Origin of the sequence: Leuconostoc kimchii IMSNU 11154, from assembly GCF_000092505.1 — a bacterium.
GTDB classification, from domain to species: domain Bacteria; phylum Bacillota; class Bacilli; order Lactobacillales; family Lactobacillaceae; genus Leuconostoc; species Leuconostoc kimchii.
On record NC_014136.1, the window covers coordinates 1,002,057 to 1,023,683 of the forward strand.

The following is a 21,627-nucleotide window of genomic DNA, read 5'->3' on the forward strand; positions in this document are numbered from 1 at the left end:
AATATATTAAAGCTTATCAACATAATGTTGATAAGCTTTTTTCATTTCTGGTGAAACCGTTGTTTCAAATAGATGTTTTTTCAGTAAATCATAATTTAATTCTTCAAGTTTCAAACGGTATTTGTCTGGATACAGGGTCACAATGGCTTGACGGAATGCCGCGTAATTTTTCTGATATGTCGGAGAATCTAATAAATATAGTTCGCCAATTGTAATCATTTTTTGTGATGCAAAATGATATAACGACAATGGTGTGTAGTGTGCGCGGGCGTTTAATTGTATCACTTGAAATAATAGTGGTACATATTGCTGTGCTTTTTCACTAGACTTGATGCTCGATAAAGCACCAAAAGCAAACCTGAGCCCAAGTGACTGGTTAAAATAGATGACACTTTGTTGCGCAGCCGACAAATCGCCAAAATTGTGCGAATTATTAATGCTTTTAGTGAGCGTGGCTAATAAATTATGTAAAACATTCACGAATTCTGCTTCTTTAAAAATAACATTATCAAATTCTAATTTAAGTGATACCAGTAAATTGACTTCTTCTAAACCGTATTCACCTTCAAGTAGGACCGATTTTAAAGCAAAGCGTAAATCGCTCGGTATGTCCAAGTTAAAAGCATTTTTTGAAGTCATACGGTAGAGCCTGACGGCTGATTTTAAACGTTCGATATTATGCGTTAAATAAAACTCATTGAGCGAGATGTCATAAGTTATAACTGAGGGTAAATTGGTTGTTGATTCATATAATTGAAATTTGTTGTCTGCTATTGTTTTCATATGGGCAACTTCTGAGAAGGTTGTCCGTAGGTAGCGGACGGCGTCCAGAAATTGTAGTGTTGTAATATCAGTTTCACCTTTAACATAACGATACCAAGCAGAATTTGACACATGAATGAAATCTAAAAGACTTGATAATTTAACGCCTTTGTTCTTGCGTATTTCATTTAAAAGGCGACCAATGGTTTGGTTTGATCATTAGTTGCCCACTATTCTGAATATGATATGTTTAATATTCATTTTAATATATTATGTTAGGAAAAACACCCCGATTTTGGGACAAAGTCGTTGAGTGTACGTTGGGCTATTATAATGTCAAAGGTATCGCTTTTTTAAAATATGTAAATAATATGTTTATATATAAGAAAAAGGCTTAAATTAACGGGCCATATAGGGAGCAGAGAGTCAATGAAATTAAAAAGGGTTTTATTATTGTTATCAGGAGCAGTGATAGTGATTGGTGGGGGTGGTTATGTTTACATGCAGCAGACGCATGTCAATCAGGCGACTAAATCAAGTCAACCAACAAATTCTAAAATTAAATCACAAAAAAAACCATCATCAAAGATTAAAAAGCAACAAACTGGTATGAATTTACCACAATTAAGTGATCAGAATTTTTCAAGTGTCGCAGGCACTTGGAAAAATTCTGCAGGCGATACATTAGTAGTGACCGAAAAAGGCATGTTGTCAATAAAGTATGATGGTCAAGTGAGTAACGATCAAAAGATATATATCGCATCTGGGTCAATATCTTCAGGAGAACAAAGTTATCATATTGGTTCAAAAGTAGAAGATGGTATTTTGCAAACAGTCATGGGGAATGATCCCTTACCGACGACGCCTGGTGCTTCGGTACTTACCCCTTTTTGGTTTATTCCTAAAGGTGTAGATGTTAAGAAAGTGACTAGTATGACTTTTAATGGTCAATCTGATCAATCTCAGGATCGCTTATTTACAGGGCAACAATTTGATGAACGTAACATCTACGTGCGAGAACAAGCAACAAATAGCCAACAAACCAATACAAATGATTTCAAATTACCGCAAATAAATGATCAGTTGACCTTTTCTTCAGGTGCTGGTGGGTGGCAAACAACTTTAAAATTGAATCCTGATGGCCAATTTTCGGGTGAGTATTTGGCATCTTCTATGGGTGATACAGCAGCAGATCACCCCAATGGTACAAGTCAAAACGCGATTTTTAGTGGTAATTTCAATAAAATTAAACGCGTCAACGAGACAAGCTATCAAATGCGGATTGATCAATTGAATTTAGATCATGCCATTGGTCAAACTGAAATTGTTAACGGTGTTAAAAAAACATGGGTAAAGCCTTATGGTATGGATGATCCCGACAAATTCACTTTGTATTTACCGGATCAAAAAATATCGGACTTACCATCAAATTTCTGGCGCGACAAATCGGGGACAACCTGGAATGAAAACTTAAAAACGCAAGATAAGCTTAATCGCTATGCTTTACTGAATCAATCGACGGGATATACTTTTTTGAGTCCGGAAATAAGTAACGCAAATTAATATTGTTGAACATACAGCTATACATTGGCTGACAAAAAAGAAAAAGAGGAAAAATTATTATGAAAGATTTAAACTTGAATGATCTACCTAAAAACGATTTGATGGCATTGTTAACAACTGCGTATCAATACCTATCTGATGAGAAAAAAGCCGAGGATCAAATTGCAACAATTAATCGACGTATACATCAAGCATTGCAAGCACCTATCGGTTTTCAAGTCGTATTTCGATGGGGGGTGCCTGTTGGTGCTTTTGTGATCACCATGGTTGTGATATCTAGTATTCTTGGACCTATTATTGGTTTTGTTGTCGGTGCCGTAGCAGCCTATTTTGCTTATGGTTATAGTAGTGGTAAAAAAGATAAGATTTTATCAAAAGAAAAAATTTCTAAATACCAGCAACTAGCATCAAAAGCACAATCTGAATTGACTGTTTATCAAGAAAGTGGTGAATTCAATGATAGTCTGGTGTTTTTACCTAGAGAATGCACAAATATCTATGCGGTAGCAGCTTTATATAATATTTTGTTAACTGGCCGAGCAGATACTTGGAAAGAAGCTATTAACAAATACGATTTGGAAAAAAACAATGCTGAAATTAAAGCTAACCAGAAAGCAATGATACAAAATCAAAAGTCACAGATACAAGCTGCTGAAGCAAGTAATATTTTATTAAACAATGTGCAAACTAGTATTGCAGCACAAACAGGTGTCATTATGGCACAAATGGCTCAGATTGATAATATGAACCGCAGTATTAATAGTGTTGGTCAAAGTGCCTCATCTATCGCTAATAATATTAGCAATATCAGAAACAGAAAGTAATTGGGGATAAGTAAATGGGTTTATTAAAAATGTTCGGTAATCATATTAAACAGCAAACACTTCAGCAACTAGCCGATTCAAGTGGAATTGCACGTGATATGATCAAAATAAATGATATTAAAAAACGTAAAAGTGCACAACATCAATATGGCGTACGGCTGGAATATGTACCAGATACAGCTGAAGAAGCATTGATTAACTTATCTCATGAATTACTTAATATGTCAGAAGAGGAAGTTTTCCAATTGGTAGCAACAACACCAGTTATCTATGCTAGTGGTTTGAGCCTAACGGAATCTAAAGAAATTGTTAAATACTTAAAAAATATTGATGTTAAGGCAAGCGTTGCAGGTTAGAAATAATATCTAATCTAGAGAAACATTCACATGTTTAAAGAAAAGAGAAAGAATCCATGAATAATCACAAAATGACACGTAGAGAACGTTATGCAGTGAAAACGCCAACTCAAAAATTAGGTGTTGCAACGGCCACAGCTATCACACTGGCAACGATTGCAACGGGGACAACGAAGGCTAGTGCTGATAGTGTTCAACCAACTACAAGCACACCTGAACAAGCAACACCTTCAACACAACCAGATGAAAAGGCACAAGCTACCGCTAATTATGATGCTGCCAAGGCATCTGAAGCTCAAAAGTTAGCCGATGCTCAAGCACAACAAAAAGCGCAAGAAGAGGCCACAGCCAAGGCAAACGCCGAAGCTGAAGCGGCTAAACAAGCTGCTAATGAAAAAGCACAAGCTGATGCGCAAGCGCAACAAAAAGCAACTGACGAAGCTAATGCACAAGAAGCCGCTCAAAAGGCCGCTGAACAAGAAGCCGCTAACCAAGCAGCTCAGGCCCAAGCTCAAAAAGATGCTGAAGTTGCCCAACAAGCAGAAATTGCTAAGCAACAACAAGAAGCTGCTGACTTTGCAGCGCAACAAGCAAAAGAAACTGGTTCTGCTCAAGAGCAACGTGATGCTGTCACAGCACAAAACCAACAAGATATTGCTAATGCACAAGCCGCAAAAGCCGCTCAAGATGCAACAATTGAGGCAAATGCCAAAGCTGAGCAAGACGCTGCCAAAGGGCGTCAAGATGAAGCCAACAAGTTAGCTGATGCAACGCAAAAGGCTGACACAACAACAGCTCAAATCAAGCAAGCCGATGAAACAAAGGCTCAAACTGAGGCCAACACAAAAGCTGAAGCAAATCAAACTCACAGCAATGTAACTTCAGAAAAAGCTTCTCAAGCCACAGTTGATGCTGCCCAAAAGACAGTGAATAACTCAAGTTCAAAAACAGTCAAACCAGCAATACCGGCAAATCCATATGACGATAATGCTTTCAATGAAGAACATCTCATTGAAGAAGAGGGTAACTTACCAACACATATCAGTGACCCTCATATTCCAGCTAGTCACGTTAATGATGCCGGTTATTATGATTATTATCCTTATTCAGGAGAAAATGATACTACTGCCAAAATCAATGGCGATGCAACAACAGCACAACAAGCTGAATTATCAGATTATGCCATGACGTTAATCAATTCATATCGTACAGCCAACGGCAAGTCTGCGGGCATCTTATCAACAAATAACCAAAAAGCTGTTGATGAATCAGTTAAATATCGAAAAGAAGCTGGAGCTGGTTTCACACACACTCAATCTCTTGGGTCATCTGCTACAACTAAGACAACTCAAGCCTACGCTGACTTAAACCTATTCAACAATTCTGAAAACATGGGTGTTTCATCATTATCTGAATTGACAATGTTATCAGCTAAGACCGCATTATTGAACATGATTACTGCAATGATTTACCAAGATGGTGCTCATGGTAATGGCCATTTACGTAACTTTATGACAAATGACTTACGCATGGCATTTGCTTTGCAACAGTCTACAGCTGGAGATTATCCATATATCTTCATTTTCCAAGGTTCTGAAATCAATGACAAAAGCAACCCTGCCAATGCAGATGACCAACCTTTGACATTGAAGTCAGCTGCTCAAATTGAAGCTGCTCGTGGTGGCAACAATGACGCGGCTGTAAAAGCCTTAGTTGCAGCTCAAACAAGCTTGGAACAACTCCAAAAAGACAATGCCAAGAAGTTGGCTGATGTTCGCATTAACAACAAGCAAGCTTTGGATAACATCAACACAAAGTATGCCAAGATTATTGCCGACATTACAACATCCCACGATGCAACAATTGCCAACAATGCAACAAGTTATGCCAATGACGTTGCTCAAATTAAGGCATTAGCAACAGCGCAACATAATGATAACGCCACAAAGTTAGCCGAAACATTGGCAACACTAAAGGACAATTATGATGCCAAGTTAGCCAACATCAAAGATGTACCGGCTGACGAACTAGCAGCCAAGAAGGCATCAGACAAGGCAAAGTTTGAACAAAGCCAAGTCCAAGCCTTAGCCGACTTCAAGGCCGACCAAGCAAAAGCTGAAAGTGCCTTAGAAACAAAGTTAGCCAATGACTTGGCAACATTCAAGGCCCAATTGGATGCTGATGTCGCAAGTAAAGCGGAAGCAGGAGCCAAGAATCTTGACGCCTTGAAAGCTTCAAATGACAAAGCTTACAACGATTTAGTTGCTGCAAACGCCCAAGCATTGGCTAATTTGAAGGACTCAAATGCCAAGAGCTATGCAAAGGCACAAGCAGATAGTCAAGCATACTTGGACAGTATTAACCCAGCCAATGCTAAGCCTGCAACGCCCAATAAGCCAGCAGACAAGCCAACGACTGAAACACCTTCAAAGACTGATGACGGGGTGAAGCCAAGTTCAGTTGGATCAATGACATTAGATGAATACTATGCAAAGCTTAAAGAAACAGCTATAAATCAAACAACAGGTGCAAGTAATCATTCACCTAAATCAACAACGAATCAGCAAACGTCAACTAACAATGACCATACGACACAAGCTTACTTTGATCGACTGGTTCAATTAGATCACTCAACTTTGCCAGTTGGCGGTTCAAATCAGACAACCAATAACCAGGCTAATGTAGTAACACCAGGTTCTAATAACCAGCATAACGATAATGTTGTCTACGATGCGAGTGCCAAAGTGCTTAATACGGTAACAGCTGTTCAAAACAAAAAAGTTATAGCGACTTTACCTAGCAATGACGCCATTTCAAACGTACCACAATCACCCGTGGACTTACCAAAGACCGGCGTAGAATCATCAAAGTCACTCGCAGTATTAGTTGGTATGGTTGGTTTACTAGGTATATCCGTTTATGTACCAAAGCATATGAAAAATAAACGAGTATGATATCGTATTAAGGTGATAATCATGTTTAAACTATAAATACTAAAAATATTATGTTGCGCAATTAAATTTTCTAAAAATTTACTCAAGCGACATAATATTTTATTATTTACAGGGGTTAACCTGGTGATTTTAAAAAATTTTGATTAACGTTGATATTTATATTACAATAAATAGCGTACTGATTTTAATAAGAAAAGTAATGATAGGGAGAAAAGGTATGGCAACAAAGAAAGAATGGACAGAATATTTTGAGCTTATCAATGATCGACAGCCTAACGCAGAAGAAGTTTTGGCGGCGATTGAAAGTGGCGAGATTTCAGTGCATACAAATGATACGCAAACAAACAGCACAGCGCCTAAAGCAGAATTGTCTGAAGATGCCAATCGCGTATACACGAATGCCAAGCAACATGCAGGTAATTACTGGACTTGGATTAAGCCTATTGTGGTTCACCCAAGTGAGCAAACTAATGTCACAAGTAACATTTTCTTGTGGCTGACATTTGCTATTGCAACTATTACGGGTGCCTTTTCATTTTCAAATGTTGTGCGACGAGGTCTTAATACTGCTTACCAATCGTATTCATCATTTAGTGGTAGTGAGGCTACCACAGTCCGTCAACAATTGAGTTCATTCAACACGCAATTGTTTTTCTATACGGTTGTTGTATTTGCTATTTTGTATTTAGCTGCTATACCTGGTTTATTGTTGATCAATCGACAAGCTTTTAACCTCAAGACAAACGTATTAAAGTACTTAAAGTGGTTTGCACCATTAGCTTTGATTAACATCATTGGTGCTATTTTATCATTCTTAGTACCCATTCCATCGATTTCTATCTCATCAATAGATGATGTTTCATCAATCATGCAAACTATTTTTAGCTCATTTGGCATTATAGCAGCGGTTATTGTGATTGGTATTGCGATCTTAACTAGTGGGCAACAATTTATTGTGACCGAAGCACATCAAGGTAAGCAAAGAATAGATGCTTTATGGTTAGTATTAGGTCAGTGGATCATTACGATTATTGTTATCTGGATTGAACTGAAGTTTATCATCGTGCCATTACTAGAGACTTTGTCAAAATCAATTGGAAATGTGTGAGGTGAGATAAGATTAACATGGATCAGAAAAAAGTTTGGTTGGCCGCATTTAAAGCAGCTAACCATCGTAACCCAACAATAGAAGAGGTCAGCAAAGCCGCAGAGCAAGGCTTTGTTTTACCAAATGACGACGCAACAGAAACAAGTCAGGCCGATGATACAGTAGAACCAGTGACGCCGTTAGTCACACCTGCAACAGCGTGGCGTGAAAAGTTTAAGTTAGATAATGGGCGGTTACCTAATCTTGATGAAGTACGTAACGCTAAGCAAAATGGTTTTCAAAGTACAAAGCCATTAGCACAACCAACACCAGAACCAACGCCGGAACCAGTGAATACAGTGCCGAAAACACCAATGGCAAAAGGTAAGAAAATTGCCTTGACTATTGGTATTGTCGTTGTTGCCATCATTATTGGCCTCTTTGTTTGGGGTAATAAGTATTACGCTAAGTCAGCCACAGCAGACCGCACGTTAACAGTATTGAAGTCTGGCAGTGCAACAAAATATGCTAAAAACATCGTGTGGTCTGATACTAAAAAGCCGATTAAATCAGATGAGTTAACACCTTTTGTGAATTACATGAATGATGATAGTTGGTCAAAGCAACGTCAAAATAATGTCTATGATCAATTGATGTCTGGTGCAAGTGCAGACGGTTATACTTTCACACAGGTCGGCAAACATTTCTTGTTTTTCCCTGATTATAAGCTAACAATCAAGCCAGTTGATTTTGATGTTGCAACCAATAATAAGGGAATTACCCTTAAGATGAATGGCAAAACGATTGGCACATCTGATTCTGACAGCTATTCAAAACCCTTGAAGAGACAAGTCAGTGGTTTATATAAGTTTACTGCTACCGGAAAAATTAACGGGCAAGATGTTGCAACGAGTGATGAACGCACAATCAGCAGTAACACCAATGTCAACCTAGCCATTGATATGATTAGTTTTGATGTGAATTCAAACTTAACGTCAGGTGATCTATACATTGGTAATACGAAGATTGACACGTTGAAAGATGGGTTATTACAAGTTAAAAATATGCCAATTAGCAAGGGCGCAACGGCCTACGTTGAAGCTAAATTTGGCGATCAAACAATCAGATCAAGTAAAATGAGCTTGAAGGATTTGTATGATGGCGAGAGTATTGACTTAGATGCGAAGGGCTTGATGACTGAAAGTGACGCTGATAATACGATTTCATCTATGTACAATGCGTTAGGTTCTTACGCATCCGACGAAGAAGACAGTGATAGCTTGACAATGTTTAAAAATGGTGCCAACAATAAAGCTTATCAAGATTATAAGCAGATGATTCGCCATAATTTACATGATGCCAAACGTAATGCTGATTCTGTGTCATTTAACACGCCAGATGTGAAGTCTGTTAAGCAAACAAGTCTGACCACAGCAGATGCGGTTTACCAAGTTAAAACTGATTTTTATTATGCTTCAGATACCGATAAAGATGGTGATACATCTGGTGATTTGACGCAAACGTTCGAATTAACTGCTCATTTAGTTTATGACAAACGAAGTGATACATGGCAGATTGATTCGATTGATCCGGATCAAAAGAAAATTTCAGAAGATAGTACAGTCGACTAAAAAATGACCCAATACATACAGTATTGGGTCATTTTTATTTTACTTGATTGGAAATCTTGACCTTAGCAGTTTTATAATCGATTTGAATACCTGGTTGAACATTGAAAATCCAATAGTTGAAATTTAACGTCTTCCCGTTATCTTGAACTGATTTAGCCATATAGTGCACACCGCGTGCCAAGCGGTCGTCACCAACATAAAGTGGGGTCACTTGCGCGCGAATTTTTATATTTGGGTGCTTTTTTATGGCATCACGAATATCATCTTCAGGTACAAGTTGACCAGGGTAAGCATTTTGTACACGGGTACCAGTGGTCATATTTTCAGTCACCATCGTTGGCATACCAAAGAATTGATAACCGACAATATGTGACTTATTCCATAGTGCCTGTTTCCCGTTTCCTAATTTGACATTAGGGTTATTATGATAGCCACCAACCCACTTTTGACCATCAAAGCGATCATTGATAAACCAACCTGAAGGACGGACATCATAGCCAATTCTTTCTGGACGCGCAGTTACTTTATTAATAGCGGATTGACTAGCTAAAAAGTTACCTTGCTGTGAACGCCCTTGATTATCAAGCGGGGATAAACTCAGACCATCAACGGGACGTAACTTTGAGGCTTGTGACGGAAATGTTTGTGTCAATTCTTCATTTGTGAAAGTTGCTTGATTATTATTGATATGAACAATGTCACCATCTAGTGTGCCATCCCATTTCAAATTTAAGAGTGCTTGGTTATTTGTAGCTGTTACTTTGGCATACTTTGATTTTGGTGCAGGGGTGCCATGATGATCTTGTTGACTTTGCCAAAAATAAAAGCCAAACAGCGCAATAACAATAATTAAAGATAATAATTTATTTTGTGGGGGTTGTTTCCGTTTATAGGTCCGTTTTCTTGCCATCGTTATTCTCCATATCAAATCTTTTAAAATCATACCATTTTTAACGCAAAATAAAAACCAGACCATGCTGTTTAATTAGCATGACCTAGGTTGATTAAATCATTTCGACAAATCCCATTCTGCTTTAAATTGTTCGAGGAAATCAAGCATGAATTGATGACGACTGACAGCAATTTGACGTGCAGTTTCAGTGTTTAAACGGTCTTTTATCAGTAATAATTTTTCATAAAAGTGATTAATTGTTGTACTATCATCGTTACGATATTGCGCTTTATTTTTCGCAATGCGCGGGGCAATATTTGGATCATATAAGGTGCGGTTTTTGACAGCACCATAAGTTATTGCCCGCGTGACAGCAATAGCACCAACAGCTTCTAAGCGATCGGCATCTTGTACAATTTGACCGTTAATATCAAGCGGTTTAGCTTGACCCTCAAGTGACTTGGACCACGACATATTGTCGATAATTGCAATGATATGATCAATCGTATCTTGTGTGATTTCAAGATGTTGTAAAAATTGTATGAGATTGGCCTTCGCTTCTAAGGCTTCGGCTTCAGTATTGAATAATTTATCATCGTACACATCATGTAACAATGCAGCAGCGCGAACTACAAAAGCATCGGCACTTGGTTCGTTAAGCAAAATTCTGTTAGCTAAAGCAACGACACGATTGATGTGGTCCACGCTATGACCTGAATTGTCTTGATCCAATGCTTGTTGCATATAATGCGTGATTTCTGTAAGTTCTGTCATGATTCATTCCCCTTTATCAATCATCATTGTTCTAACGTAGTTAGTTTATCAGTTTTATGCTCACGATGAAAGGCCAAAATTTGTCTTATATGGGTGAGCGTCGTTTAATTTCAGAGAAAAACTATGAAAAATGCGTCAACTTCGTTATAATTATCTTATAAAGTAGGCCTCATACGGCAAGAACACGTCTCATTAATTGATGGCGTGATAGAAAGAGAGACTCATATGTCAGAACCAAATAATGTCCTTTTTAACACAGCTAATCTTACAGATTCGGCAGTCGTTTATGATAAATTTTCAAAAGCAGAACAACAATTTTCTGTCAAGAAAGATAAGACTTTCTATATTACAACACCAATTTATTATCCATCTGGTAAATTACAATTAGGGAATACCTATACAACAGTTTTAGCAGATGCTGCTGCACGGTACCATCGTTTACTTGGTGAAGACGTTCATTTTTTGACAGGTACGGATGAACACGGACTTAAAATACAACAAAAAGCGCAAGCTGCAGGTATATCTGAGATTGATTACTTAGATGGTATGGCTAAAGATATTAAAACACTTTGGTCTTTGATGGATATTTCATATGATGACTTTATTCGTACAACAGAAGATCGTCATGAAAAAGCAGTTCAAAAAATATTTACCACATTACTTGAAAACGATGACATTTATAAAGGTGAATATGAAGGTTGGTATTCTGTTTCTGATGAGGAATACTTCACAGAATCACAACTAGCTGAAGTATTTCGGGATGAAGATGGTAATATGATTGGTGGTAAGGCACCATCAGGTCATGAAGTTGAATTAGTTAAAGAAGAAGCATACTTCTTCAAAATGAGTAAGTATGCCGATTGGTTATTAGAATACTACAAGTCACATCCGGAATTTATTCAACCAGAAGCGCGTATGAACGAAATGATTAATAATTTCATCGCACCAGGATTGGAAGATCTAGCCGTGACACGTGCTTCTGTGGATTGGGGAATTCCAGTACCAGGAGATGAAAAGCATGTCATTTATGTCTGGATTGATGCCTTATCAAACTACATCACAGCGCTTGGTTATGACTCTGACAATACGGAGGCATTTGATAAATTCTGGCCAGCCAATGTCCAATTAGTTGGAAAAGAAATTGTGCGTTTCCATACGATTTATTGGCCAATTATGTTGCATGCTTTAGGTCTTGAGTTACCAAAATCGGTTATTGGCCATGGTTGGCTTGTCATGAAAGACGGTAAAATGTCTAAGTCTAAGGGAAATGTGATTTATCCCGAAGTCTTAGAAGCGCGTTATGGTCTGGATGCTGTACGCTATTACTTATTGCGTGCCATGCCATTTGGCAATGATGGTGTCTTCACACCCGAAGACTTCGTGGCGCGTGTGAACTTTGACTTAGCTAATGATTTGGGTAACTTATTAAACCGTACAGTGGCGATGATTAATAAGTATGAAGGCGGCGTTGTACCACAATTGCAAACTGGCCAAACTGACTTTGACGAAGATTTGGTACGTACGGTGGAAGAAGCCATCGTGTCTTATAATCAAAACTTTAAAGCACTGCGAACAGCTGATGCTTTGGAAAATGTTTGGGTCATCATTCGACGTGCTAATAAGTACATCGATGAAACACAACCATGGGTTTTGGCTAAAGATGACACGCAAAAGGCTATACTATCAAATGTTATGGCACATTTAGCAGGTGCCTTGCGTATTGTTGCTGTACTGCTACAACCAGTGTTAACACAAGCACCACGCAAAATATACGAACAACTTGGTTTTGAGTATCCTGAAAACGGCGTACGCATTGCTGGATTAACATTTGGACAGTTGCCAACTGGTGGCAAAGTTGTTAAAAAGGGTGAACCCATTTTCCCACGTCAAAATGTTGAAGAAGAAGTGACCTTTATTTCCGGATTGGTATCAAAAGACACAAAGGGTAAGGGTCGTGCAGTGAAAGAAGAAGCGAAAAAGACGGCGGTGACAGAAACGTCAGAACGTGACTTGATTACTTATGATGATTTTGCAAAAATTGAAATTTTAGCAGCTAAAATTGTGAGTGGGGAAATTGTTGAAAAGTCTGAAAAGTTACTCAAGTTTACGCTTGATGATGGTTCAGGTAAACCACGACAAATTCTATCAGGTATTCGTAAATGGTACGCTGATCCAACTGTATTAGTTGGCAAGACAGTAGCTATCGTGGCTAACATGAAGCCACGTAAAATGGCAGGTGAGTTGTCAGAGGGGATGATTTTATCGGCTGAGAAAAATGATATTGTCACAGTGACTATTTTGCCAGATTCAATTGAACCGGGCTCAGGCATTGAGTAATAAGGAGGCAACTTTTAGTAGTTGCTTTTTTATTTGATTTGACGAAAGTGAAATTGTTAACTAAAATGATATATAAAGTAAACATTTTAATCATGGCGGAGGGAAATAATGAATACAGCTGATAAATTATTGGATTTGTTGATTAATGCAACTGATGATGGTTGGGTGTCAGGTGAGTCGATTGCACAGCAGTTAGGCATGACTCGCACTGCCATCTGGAAGTCGATTAAAAAACTTGAATCTCAGGGGCATCTGATTAATAGTGTCCGTGGGAAAGGCTATCAATATGTTGAGGGCGCTAAAATTTCCGTTGCTGGTATTAATAAGTATTCAAAATATGATGTTGAGCTTAAAGTATTTGATACGATTGACTCGACTAATGTGTATGCAAGAGAAAAGTTATCTTCTGGTGAAATTACTCAAAACACAGTGATTGTTAGTGAGCGGATGTCGGCGGGTATTGGTCGATTGGGACGCAGTTTCTTTTCGCCTAAAAATACGGGGATGTATGTCACTTTTGCTTTACCATTGCCTGTTGGTACAACAGTCAATCCTGGCCGTTTGACGACGAGTACAGCAGTAGCGACATCAAAAATGGTTAAGGAAGTATTTGACATTGATATCGCGTTTAAATGGGTCAACGATTTATTGTATCAGGATAAAAAAGTTGGTGGTATTTTAACCGAGGCTATAACAGATTTTGAAAGTCAACAGTTTTCATCGCTGGCTGTGGGTATTGGCATGAACCTTGCCAATCCTGAGGGTGGATTTCCAGCAGAAATCACGGACAAAGCTGGTGCGTTAACTGACGAACTGATTGTATCAAGAAACAAGGTAATCGGTCTGTTAATTAATTATTTCTTTGATATGTATCAGAATTACCAAGATGGTCGTTATATACCACAATATCGTGAAAGGGTAGTCGGTATTGGACAATACGTTGAATTAAAACGGGGCCAGATCAATTTGACCGGCACAATTAAAGCAATTGATGATGATGGTCGATTAGTGCTTGATACAAAAGAAGGGACGGTATATGTTAATTCTGGTGAAATTACTAAATTAATGTTGCCAAACAATAATTATCAAGGGTAATTAAGAAGAGCATTCACAAATTTTTGTGGATGCTTTTTTAATGCAGTCTTTTGATAATTTGTAATTCTGCTAAGGTGACAAAGAAAATCAAGATAATATCGATCATAAAATCAATCAAACTGGTAAATCCTAGTAGTCCTGTGACTTTAATTGTGTCACCTATATAAAATTTAATAATCAAACATTTATAGACAAAACCAATTAAGTGAATCATAACTAAACAAATATAATTACTGATTAGGGTATTTAAGAATCGATGATGATTAAATAGTGTGTTGCCTTTTCTAACGATAGTGGCAAAAAATGGCATCAGTGTAAAAGCTATCAAAAAACCAAAAGTTACCCTAAATACATAACCTAAGCCACCACCAGAAGCAAATATAGGCAAGCCTAATAAGCCAGATACAAGATAAAGTATTGTTAACCAACTGCCATATTTTGCACCGAGAATGGGATAAATTAAGAAAATAAATGCCGTTTGTAGTGAAATATAGTCGTAAAACGGAATAGGAATGGCTATTTTTGAAGAAATGACCAATAATGCAAAATAAATGCCAATTTTACTAATAGTTTGTGCGTCTATACGAACGTTAGTTTGTTTTTCCATGGTTTAGTATCCTTATATGCTATAAATGTTAACCTGTTTCAAATAAAAAGATAACATCAAATGCAAAGTGTTGTCAAATGTGTTAACCTTAAAATGTAATAAAGTTAACATTTATCCCGGAGGTATAATATGAATTATCAAAAACGTAGTCAAGAAGTATTATGGCTACCATTTACACAAATGAAAGTCTATGATGAAGAGCCAATTGTCATTGAAAGTGGACGAGGTATTCGACTACGAGATACTAATGACAATGAGTACTATGACGCGAACTCATCAGTTTGGTTAAATGCACTAGGACACCATAACAATGAGTTAAATCAAGCCATTATTGATCAATTAGAACAAATTGCTCATTCATCAACGTTGGGTATGGCCAACGTACCAGCTATTGCTTTGGCAGATAAGTTGGTCAGTTTAATGCCGACAGGATTGGATCGTGTTTTTTACTCCGATAGTGGTGCTACAGCAATGGAAATTGCAATGAAAATGGCTTTCCAATACTGGCTAAATATTGGCATCAATACTAAAAAGAGATTTGTTACAATGCAAAATGGCTATCATGGTGATACGATTGGTGCGATGAGTGTTGGTGATATCGACATTTATCATAAAATCTATGAGCCGCTGTTATTTAAAAATTACATTGCGCCATATCCTAATGTCTATCATCACGAGTCTCACGATCCAGAGATAACAAAAAAAGATTGCTTAGAAAAATTAGAAGCTATTCTGAGTCAACATCATCATGAGATTTGTGCACTGACAATTGAACCGATGATGCAGGGCGCTGGAGGAATGATCGACATGCCCCATGGTTTTTTAAGTGGTGTGCGCGAACTTTGCTCAAAATATCATGTTTTAATGATTGCTGATGAAGTTGCTGTTGGATTTGGGCGAACAGGTAAAATTTTAGCATGTGATCATGAAAATGTTGTGCCAGATATTTTGGCAGCTGGGAAAATGCTGACAGGTGGCTATTTGCCATTGGCCATCACTATGGCGTCTGAAAAAATATATCAAGCGTTTTATGATGATTATGATGAAATGAAAACATTATTTCATGGGCATTCTTATACTGGTAATCAATTGGATTGTGCCGTAGCTTTAAAGAATTTAGAACTGTATGAAAAATATAATATAATTGAAAATGTGACAGAAAATGCAGCTTATATGCATAATGAATTACAGCTACTGTATGCTATAGAGAGTGTCGGCAATATTCGACAAATTGGTTACATGGTTGGTATCGAATTAGTTCAGAATAAAGCGACTCGGCAACCTTTTGATTCTCACCTAAGGGTCGCTTGGCGCGCGACACTGATGATGCGAAAACTTGGTTTACTCACAAGGCCACTAGGTGATACCATTGCTTTCTTACCGCCACTGATTTCAACAAAAGAAGAAATAAAGCAGATGATTTCTATCATCAAGGCAGGTATTCAGCGTGTGACGGAAGAAGTGAACGATGGGAAATAAAGGTTTTTTTATTACAGGAACCGACACAGAAATCGGTAAAACGTTTGTGACAGCTGAATTAGCGAATTATTTAAACACACACGACCAAGATTTTGGTGTTTTTAAGCCTTTGATGAGTGGGGCATGTAGGGAAAATCAACAGAGTGATGCTTATGTTTTAAAAGCAAGATCTCATGTTTCCGACAGTTTAGAGGAAATTAATCCTTTTCAATGGCAAGAAGCTCTTGCGCCAGCATTAGCACAAAAACGTGCAAAAACGAATATCACATTGGACGACGTATTAGAAAAATATCGTGTATTGTCTCAGAAACATAAAAGTATGCTTGTTGAAGGCGCAGGTGGTATTACTGTCCCTTATGGTGATAATTTTAATGTCGTAGATTTAGCATGTGCCTTGGATTTACCATTAATTATTGTGGCACCAAATAAATTGGGAGTCATTAATCACATTGTATTGACTATTGCATTTGCGAAACAGCATCATTTGACAATAGCAGGTATCATTTTTAATGGTGCTAAGCAGAAAGGTATTGTAGAAGATACTAATTTGTCATTATTGAAAAATCTAACTGATGTACGTATTATTGGCGAATTACCGTGGGTCACAGAGCAGTTAGCTTTTGAAAAATCTTTGGATCAGTTTATTGATATAAGTTCGTTTTTGTGATTTTGTGATCATAACAAAAAACGAATAATCAGTGATTTTGACTACAAATTTTATGCTCAATACGACAGTCATTTACATTTATGTTAAGGAAAAAACAAATAATATTATTGATTAGCTACATTCGCTCAAAACCGCACTTTGTGCTATAATATGTTTGTTGACAAAAGTCAAAAACAAAATCTTTGGAGGATCTAAACACATGACTGTTAAGATTGGTATTAACGGATTTGGACGTATTGGCCGTTTGGCTTTCCGTCGTATCCTTGAATTATCAGATAAGGCTTCAGACATTGAAGTTGTTGCAATTAACGATTTAACTAGTCCTGATATGTTGGCATATTTGTTGAAGTATGACTCAATTCACGGTACTTTACAAGCTGAAGTTTCATCAGATGACACTGGCATCATTGTTAACGGCAAGCACTATTCAGTTTATGCAGAACGTAATGCTGCAGACTTGAAGTGGGTTGCTAATGATGGCGTTGACTATGTCTTGGAAGCTACTGGTTTCTATACATCAGCCGAAAAGTCACAAGCTCATTTGGATGCTGGTGCTAAGAAAGTACTTGTTTCAGCACCAGCCGGTGCTGTGCCAACAGTTGTCTATGGTGTTAACCAAGATATCTTAACTGCAGATGACACGATTGTTTCTGCTGGTTCATGCACGACACAATCATTGGCACCAATGGCTAATGCATTGAACAAGGAATTCGGTGTTAAAGCCGGAACAATGACAACAGTGCATGCTTATACAGCTTCTCAAGCTTTGCAAGATGCACCTAAATCAGGATTTGCTAAGCGCCAACAAAACCGCGCCGCTGCAAACACAACATTGCCACATTCATCAGGTGCTGCCAAGGCTATTGGTTTGGTTATCCCTGAATTGGATGGCCGTTTGCAAGGACACGCATTCCGTGTACCTGTTATCGATGGTTCAGTAACTGAATTGACAGCAACTTTGGACAAAGAAGTTACTGTTGATGAAGTAAACGCAGCAATGAAGAAGTACGAATCAGAATCATTTGGTTACAATGGTGATGGTCTTGTCTCAACAGATATTATCGGCGACACACACGGTACAGTATTTGATCCAACACAAACTGAAATTACAACTGGTAATGGTTCACAATTGGTTAAGATTTCTGCTTGGTATGACAACGAATACGGTTTCACTTCAAACATGATCCGTACATTGTTGCACTTTGCTACTTTGTAAAAAAGTAAAAGATTTGGATTTTATAAGTTTCTGCTCATTAATCTTAATCTTTTATGGTCTGCTTAGGCAGGCTTTTTTTGTGCGCATAAACTTTTTTGTGTCATATATGATATACTTTATACAGTTATTTGAAAGAGGTTTCGCCGTGAAAGTTGCATTTTCATCAGACAATCATTTTGATTTAAATAAAATAGATGTTAAACGTGCAATGCATATACAAGCGTTGTATTTATTAAATCACGACATTAATTTATATGTTATTGCCGGTGATTTGTTTAATGATTTTAATAAATCACTCGCATTTGCGCGTGATATGCAGGATGTTCTGGGTGATAAAGTGATGATTCGTTTTATTGCCGGGAATCATGATATGGGTAACGGCGTCACCTATGACGAACTTGAAAGTGATATTGATCCACTTTATTTCCATAATAAATTTATTGATTTAACACCAAACGTCAGGTTAATTGGTAATAATGGGTGGTACAACTATGATTTTGTTGGTGATGACTATACAGAAGCGCAAATTCAAAGCTTTAAAAAAGCCTTTTGGTATGATCGTCGGATTAAACAGCCTGTTTCAGATAAAGAACGATTTAATCGTAATATGGCTCAAATTAGGTCACAATTAGACAAAGCTGACCATAAACAAACAGTTGTTGTATCACATTTTGTACCCCGAATTGACTACATTAAGCGGTTTCCAAATGGTCTTTCACGTCTAGATATGGCGAATGCATTATTAGGAAGTGAACAGTTAGGCCAAATATTAGATCATTCCTATACGATTGACACGATCACAGGACATCTTCATTTGCATCCAGCACCGCTAAAAGTGGGTAATAATACCTACTATAATGCGGCTGTTGGTTATAACACCGCACGTGTACACGAATGGGCAAGCGATGATTTCATAACAGAATGGCAAAATCATCTCATAACATTGGAATTTTAAGATGCTGGTAACAGCATTTTTTTATTGTTTTTTTAAATTAGTTTGACTATCGAAATAAATCATGAGATAATTTTGTTATTATATATTTCGATAGTCGAAGTATTAGACGAAAGGAAATGTGTTTGGTAAGCATTAGTATGACGACTAATCATATACTGCCAAGCACGCTTACACATACTATGCCAGTGCTTACAACAACAGAAATTATGGCCCTTATTCCAAACCGATATCCTATTCTTTATATGGATTATGTTGAAGAAATGGTGCCTGATGAATCAATTGTTGCGGTTAAAAACGTGACAATCAATGAACAGTTTTTCCAAGGTCATTTTCCGGGAAATCCTGTCATGCCAGGCGTACTTATTATCGAGTCATTAGCGCAAGCTGCCTCGATTTTAATCTTATCATCACCACAGTTTAAAGGTAAGACGGCCTACATGACAGGTATTGATAATGCTAAGTTCAAGAAAATGGTTGTGCCAGGAGATGTACTAAAGTTACATGTTTCATTTGGCAAGCTACGTTCGAACATGGGGAGTGTTATCGTCGAAGCCAAAGTTGATGGCAAAACAGCAACATCTGCTGAGCTGATGTTTGTTGTTTCACCAGATGAAACAGAATGAACGAATCAGTATTAGAAGATTTTGAAGAATTAAATAATGAACTTGTTTCCGTGTTTAATAATGTGATGTGGATCGAAGAAGCTGCCTTGAAGCAAAGTTATTTTTCAGATATTACATTAAAGGATATGCATACAATTGATGCAATATCTATGTATTCTGAAAAGAGTGCTTCGCAAGTAGCTAAAATAATTCACTTGACGCCAAGTGCCATGACCACCGCTATCGATCGATTGGTTGATAAAGGGTACATTGAAAGACGACGCTCTAATACAGATCGTCGTGTTGTCCGCTTGGGTTTAACGCATAAAGGACGCGTTGTTTATCGTGCACATCAAGGCTTTCATCGTGATTTAACACACAACCTTCTGGACAATATGCAACCATCAGAAGCTGAAACCGTCAAACGGGCAATTCATAATTTAGTGAGCTATTTAGCAAATGTCATTAAACAATAAAGGGGAGCTATGGAAAAGTTAAAAATTGTGGCGTCAGCGCGACAACTTCCAGAGCAGCAAGTTACGAATCAAACATTGAGTCAAATAATGGACACCAACGATGATTGGATTTTCAGTCGTACAGGTATTCACCAACGACACATTGTGACCAATGAAAACACAAGTGATTTAGCAATAAAAGTAGCTACGCAATTACTTAATAAAACAGGGATTGCAGCAGAAACGTTAGATTTTATTATCGTCAGTACCATGTCACCAGACAGTTTATCACCAAGCACCGCAGCTATTGTGCAGGGCGCTATTGGTGCTGATAATGCGTTTGCATTTGATTTAAGCGCAGCTTGTTCAGGCTTTGTTTATGGCATGAGCGTAGCTTCTAGTTTGTTAGCTACAAGGTATCATCGTGGTATAGTTATTGGTGCAGAGGTATTATCTAAATTAGTGGATTGGCAAGATCGTACCACGGCAGTATTGTTTGGTGATGGCGCGGCAGGTGTACTTGTCGAGACAACACAAGATAATGTCGGATTACTGGCGGAAGAACTTCAAACTTTTGGTAACAAGGGAGAAAATCTAATCGCAGGTCGGTTTGCCAACAAAAATCCATTTTCTGGTGAAATTAGCCCAGAAGACCCCTATTTCCATCAAAATGGTCGGGAAGTTTACAGTTTTGCAACACGTGAAGTCCCTAATGTTTTACAAATTGCATTAGATAAGGCAAATGTTTCAGCAGATGACGTTGATTACTACTTATTACACCAAGCTAATGCGCGCATTGTATCTTCAATCGCTAAACGTTTTGGACAACCGGCAGATAAATTTCCAACAAATATGGCTCAAAATGGTAATACAAGTGCAGCTAGCATTGGATTATTGTTCGATGATTTAATTGAGTCTGGACAGGTACATGCTGGACAAACTATTGCGTTCGTAGGCTTTGGTGGCGGCTTAACTGTCGGTGCACAGATATTTAAAATTTAATTTCTCGGTGTAGACGGCTGCACCGTAAAAATCTAACGAAAATACATAATACAAGAATAGTAGGAGAATAAAGTTATGACAGATGCAGAAATTTTTGACAAAGTTAAAGAAATATTGGTTGATCAATTTGATTTAGAAGAAAATGAAGTGACTTTAACAACAGATTTGACAAACGATATTGATGCAGATTCATTGGATTTGTTTGAAGTTTTGAACCGCGTTGAAGATGATTTTGACATTAAGTTGGCTGTTGCAGAAAACATTAAGACAACACAAGACTTGGTTGACAAAGTTAAGGAACAATTGGCAGCTTAAATGTTACATGTGATCAATTATTGATCACGTACATATTTTATTTAAAGGAAAAAA

At 37.6% G+C, this 21,627-nt stretch carries 20 protein-coding genes; 16 read left to right on the plus strand and 4 right to left on the minus strand.

Annotated elements, in window-relative coordinates:
* Positions 1 to 6: 6 nt before the first annotated feature.
* Positions 7 to 783, minus strand: a complete 777-nt coding sequence (locus LKI_RS05470; RefSeq protein ID WP_013103171.1) for a hypothetical protein — start codon at positions 781 to 783, stop codon at positions 7 to 9.
* A gap of 408 nt (positions 784 to 1,191) precedes the next feature.
* Between LKI_RS05470 and LKI_RS05475 the strand changes: the two genes are divergently transcribed.
* The 6 genes from LKI_RS05475 (at position 1,192) to LKI_RS05500 (ending at position 9,177) form a co-directional block, all read left to right on the plus strand.
* Positions 1,192 to 2,325 (plus strand): DUF6287 domain-containing protein, encoded by a 1,134-nt coding sequence (locus tag LKI_RS05475; protein WP_013103172.1) that lies wholly within the window; start codon positions 1,192 to 1,194, stop codon positions 2,323 to 2,325.
* Positions 2,326 to 2,384: 59 nt separating this feature from the next.
* A complete protein-coding gene (locus LKI_RS05480) occupies positions 2,385 to 3,149 on the plus strand; it encodes a hypothetical protein (RefSeq protein ID WP_013103173.1) in 765 nt (254 codons plus the stop codon).
* Positions 3,150 to 3,163: 14 nt separating this feature from the next.
* A complete protein-coding gene (locus tag LKI_RS05485) occupies positions 3,164 to 3,505 on the plus strand; it encodes a hypothetical protein (RefSeq protein ID WP_013103174.1) in 342 nt (113 codons plus the stop codon).
* Positions 3,506 to 3,561: 56 nt separating this feature from the next.
* Positions 3,562 to 6,459, plus strand: coding sequence for an SEC10/PgrA surface exclusion domain-containing protein (locus tag LKI_RS05490; protein WP_013103175.1), 2,898 nt, complete (start codon positions 3,562 to 3,564; stop codon positions 6,457 to 6,459).
* Positions 6,460 to 6,676: 217 nt separating this feature from the next.
* On the plus strand, positions 6,677 to 7,567 hold the full coding sequence (locus LKI_RS05495; protein ID WP_013103176.1) for a hypothetical protein: 891 nt from the start codon (positions 6,677 to 6,679) through the stop codon (positions 7,565 to 7,567).
* 17 nt (positions 7,568 to 7,584) lie between these two features.
* A complete protein-coding gene (locus tag LKI_RS05500; RefSeq protein WP_013103177.1) occupies positions 7,585 to 9,177 on the plus strand; it encodes a zinc ribbon domain-containing protein in 1,593 nt (530 codons plus the stop codon).
* A gap of 34 nt (positions 9,178 to 9,211) precedes the next feature.
* On the opposite strand, the gene LKI_RS05505 is transcribed toward LKI_RS05500, so the two are convergent.
* The gene (locus tag LKI_RS05505; RefSeq protein ID WP_013103178.1) at positions 9,212 to 10,087 is read right to left on the minus strand and encodes a DNA/RNA non-specific endonuclease; all 876 of its coding nucleotides are present in this window, start codon (positions 10,085 to 10,087) and stop codon (positions 9,212 to 9,214) included.
* A 99-nt stretch (positions 10,088 to 10,186) separates the two neighbouring features.
* Positions 10,187 to 10,843 carry an HD domain-containing protein gene (locus LKI_RS05510; protein WP_013103179.1) on the minus strand — a complete coding sequence of 219 codons (657 nt, stop codon included), beginning with the start codon at positions 10,841 to 10,843 and terminating at the stop codon, positions 10,187 to 10,189.
* A gap of 225 nt (positions 10,844 to 11,068) precedes the next feature.
* Between LKI_RS05510 and metG the strand changes: the two genes are divergently transcribed.
* The gene (gene metG, locus LKI_RS05515; protein WP_013103180.1) at positions 11,069 to 13,180 is read left to right on the plus strand and encodes a methionine--tRNA ligase; all 2,112 of its coding nucleotides are present in this window, start codon (positions 11,069 to 11,071) and stop codon (positions 13,178 to 13,180) included.
* 108 nt (positions 13,181 to 13,288) lie between these two features.
* Positions 13,289 to 14,275: a biotin--[acetyl-CoA-carboxylase] ligase gene (locus tag LKI_RS05520; RefSeq protein WP_013103181.1), complete on the plus strand. Its 987-nt coding sequence runs from the start codon at positions 13,289 to 13,291 to the stop codon at positions 14,273 to 14,275.
* Positions 14,276 to 14,312: 37 nt separating this feature from the next.
* Here LKI_RS05520 and LKI_RS05525 read toward each other — a convergent pair whose 3' ends face one another.
* Positions 14,313 to 14,882, minus strand: a complete 570-nt coding sequence (locus LKI_RS05525; protein WP_013103182.1) for a biotin transporter BioY — start codon at positions 14,880 to 14,882, stop codon at positions 14,313 to 14,315.
* 129 nt (positions 14,883 to 15,011) lie between these two features.
* Between LKI_RS05525 and bioA the strand changes: the two genes are divergently transcribed.
* The 8 genes from bioA (at position 15,012) to LKI_RS05565 (ending at position 21,573) form a co-directional block, all read left to right on the plus strand.
* Entirely contained in the window at positions 15,012 to 16,361 is a 1,350-nt protein-coding gene (bioA, locus tag LKI_RS05530; protein ID WP_013103183.1) for an adenosylmethionine--8-amino-7-oxononanoate transaminase, read from the plus strand.
* Positions 16,351 to 17,028, plus strand: a complete 678-nt coding sequence (gene bioD / locus LKI_RS05535; protein WP_013103184.1) for a dethiobiotin synthase — start codon at positions 16,351 to 16,353, stop codon at positions 17,026 to 17,028. Before bioA ends, bioD begins: the two co-directional genes overlap by 11 nt.
* Before the next feature lie 199 nt (positions 17,029 to 17,227).
* A complete protein-coding gene (gene gap, locus LKI_RS05540; RefSeq protein ID WP_013103185.1) occupies positions 17,228 to 18,244 on the plus strand; it encodes a type I glyceraldehyde-3-phosphate dehydrogenase in 1,017 nt (338 codons plus the stop codon).
* 145 nt (positions 18,245 to 18,389) lie between these two features.
* Positions 18,390 to 19,199, plus strand: a complete 810-nt coding sequence (locus tag LKI_RS05545; RefSeq protein WP_013103186.1) for a metallophosphoesterase — start codon at positions 18,390 to 18,392, stop codon at positions 19,197 to 19,199.
* A gap of 179 nt (positions 19,200 to 19,378) precedes the next feature.
* Positions 19,379 to 19,822: a 3-hydroxyacyl-ACP dehydratase FabZ gene (fabZ, locus tag LKI_RS05550; protein WP_041762829.1), complete on the plus strand. Its 444-nt coding sequence runs from the start codon at positions 19,379 to 19,381 to the stop codon at positions 19,820 to 19,822.
* On the plus strand, positions 19,819 to 20,277 hold the full coding sequence (locus LKI_RS05555) for a MarR family winged helix-turn-helix transcriptional regulator (RefSeq protein WP_013103188.1): 459 nt from the start codon (positions 19,819 to 19,821) through the stop codon (positions 20,275 to 20,277). The genes fabZ and LKI_RS05555 overlap by 4 nt, the downstream gene beginning before the upstream one ends.
* Before the next feature lie 9 nt (positions 20,278 to 20,286).
* Entirely contained in the window at positions 20,287 to 21,258 is a 972-nt protein-coding gene (locus tag LKI_RS05560; RefSeq protein WP_013103189.1) for a beta-ketoacyl-ACP synthase III, read from the plus strand.
* Positions 21,259 to 21,333: 75 nt separating this feature from the next.
* A complete protein-coding gene (locus LKI_RS05565) occupies positions 21,334 to 21,573 on the plus strand; it encodes an acyl carrier protein (RefSeq protein ID WP_013103190.1) in 240 nt (79 codons plus the stop codon).
* Positions 21,574 to 21,627: the final 54 nt, after the last annotated feature.

Coding starts and splice junctions, on each gene's coding strand:
- LKI_RS05480 (WP_013103173.1), top strand. CDS start 2,385: ATGAAAGATTTAAACTTGAATGATCTACCTAAAAACGATTTGATGGCA.
- LKI_RS05485 (WP_013103174.1), top strand. CDS start 3,164: ATGGGTTTATTAAAAATGTTCGGTAATCATATTAAACAGCAAACACTT.
- LKI_RS05505 (WP_013103178.1), bottom strand. CDS start 10,087: ATGGCAAGAAAACGGACCTATAAACGGAAACAACCCCCACAAAATAAA.
- LKI_RS05565 (WP_013103190.1), top strand. CDS start 21,334: ATGACAGATGCAGAAATTTTTGACAAAGTTAAAGAAATATTGGTTGAT.
- LKI_RS05470 (WP_013103171.1), bottom strand. CDS start 783: ATGAAAACAATAGCAGACAACAAATTTCAATTATATGAATCAACAACC.
- LKI_RS05520 (WP_013103181.1), top strand. CDS start 13,289: ATGAATACAGCTGATAAATTATTGGATTTGTTGATTAATGCAACTGAT.
- LKI_RS05560 (WP_013103189.1), top strand. CDS start 20,287: ATGGAAAAGTTAAAAATTGTGGCGTCAGCGCGACAACTTCCAGAGCAG.
- bioD (WP_013103184.1), top strand. CDS start 16,351: ATGGGAAATAAAGGTTTTTTTATTACAGGAACCGACACAGAAATCGGT.
- fabZ (WP_041762829.1), top strand. CDS start 19,379: ATGCCAGTGCTTACAACAACAGAAATTATGGCCCTTATTCCAAACCGA.
- LKI_RS05525 (WP_013103182.1), bottom strand. CDS start 14,882: ATGGAAAAACAAACTAACGTTCGTATAGACGCACAAACTATTAGTAAA.
- bioA (WP_013103183.1), top strand. CDS start 15,012: ATGAATTATCAAAAACGTAGTCAAGAAGTATTATGGCTACCATTTACA.
- LKI_RS05490 (WP_013103175.1), top strand. CDS start 3,562: ATGAATAATCACAAAATGACACGTAGAGAACGTTATGCAGTGAAAACG.
- metG (WP_013103180.1), top strand. CDS start 11,069: ATGTCAGAACCAAATAATGTCCTTTTTAACACAGCTAATCTTACAGAT.
- LKI_RS05475 (WP_013103172.1), top strand. CDS start 1,192: ATGAAATTAAAAAGGGTTTTATTATTGTTATCAGGAGCAGTGATAGTG.
- LKI_RS05495 (WP_013103176.1), top strand. CDS start 6,677: ATGGCAACAAAGAAAGAATGGACAGAATATTTTGAGCTTATCAATGAT.
- LKI_RS05500 (WP_013103177.1), top strand. CDS start 7,585: ATGGATCAGAAAAAAGTTTGGTTGGCCGCATTTAAAGCAGCTAACCAT.
- LKI_RS05510 (WP_013103179.1), bottom strand. CDS start 10,843: ATGACAGAACTTACAGAAATCACGCATTATATGCAACAAGCATTGGAT.
- LKI_RS05555 (WP_013103188.1), top strand. CDS start 19,819: ATGAACGAATCAGTATTAGAAGATTTTGAAGAATTAAATAATGAACTT.
- gap (WP_013103185.1), top strand. CDS start 17,228: ATGACTGTTAAGATTGGTATTAACGGATTTGGACGTATTGGCCGTTTG.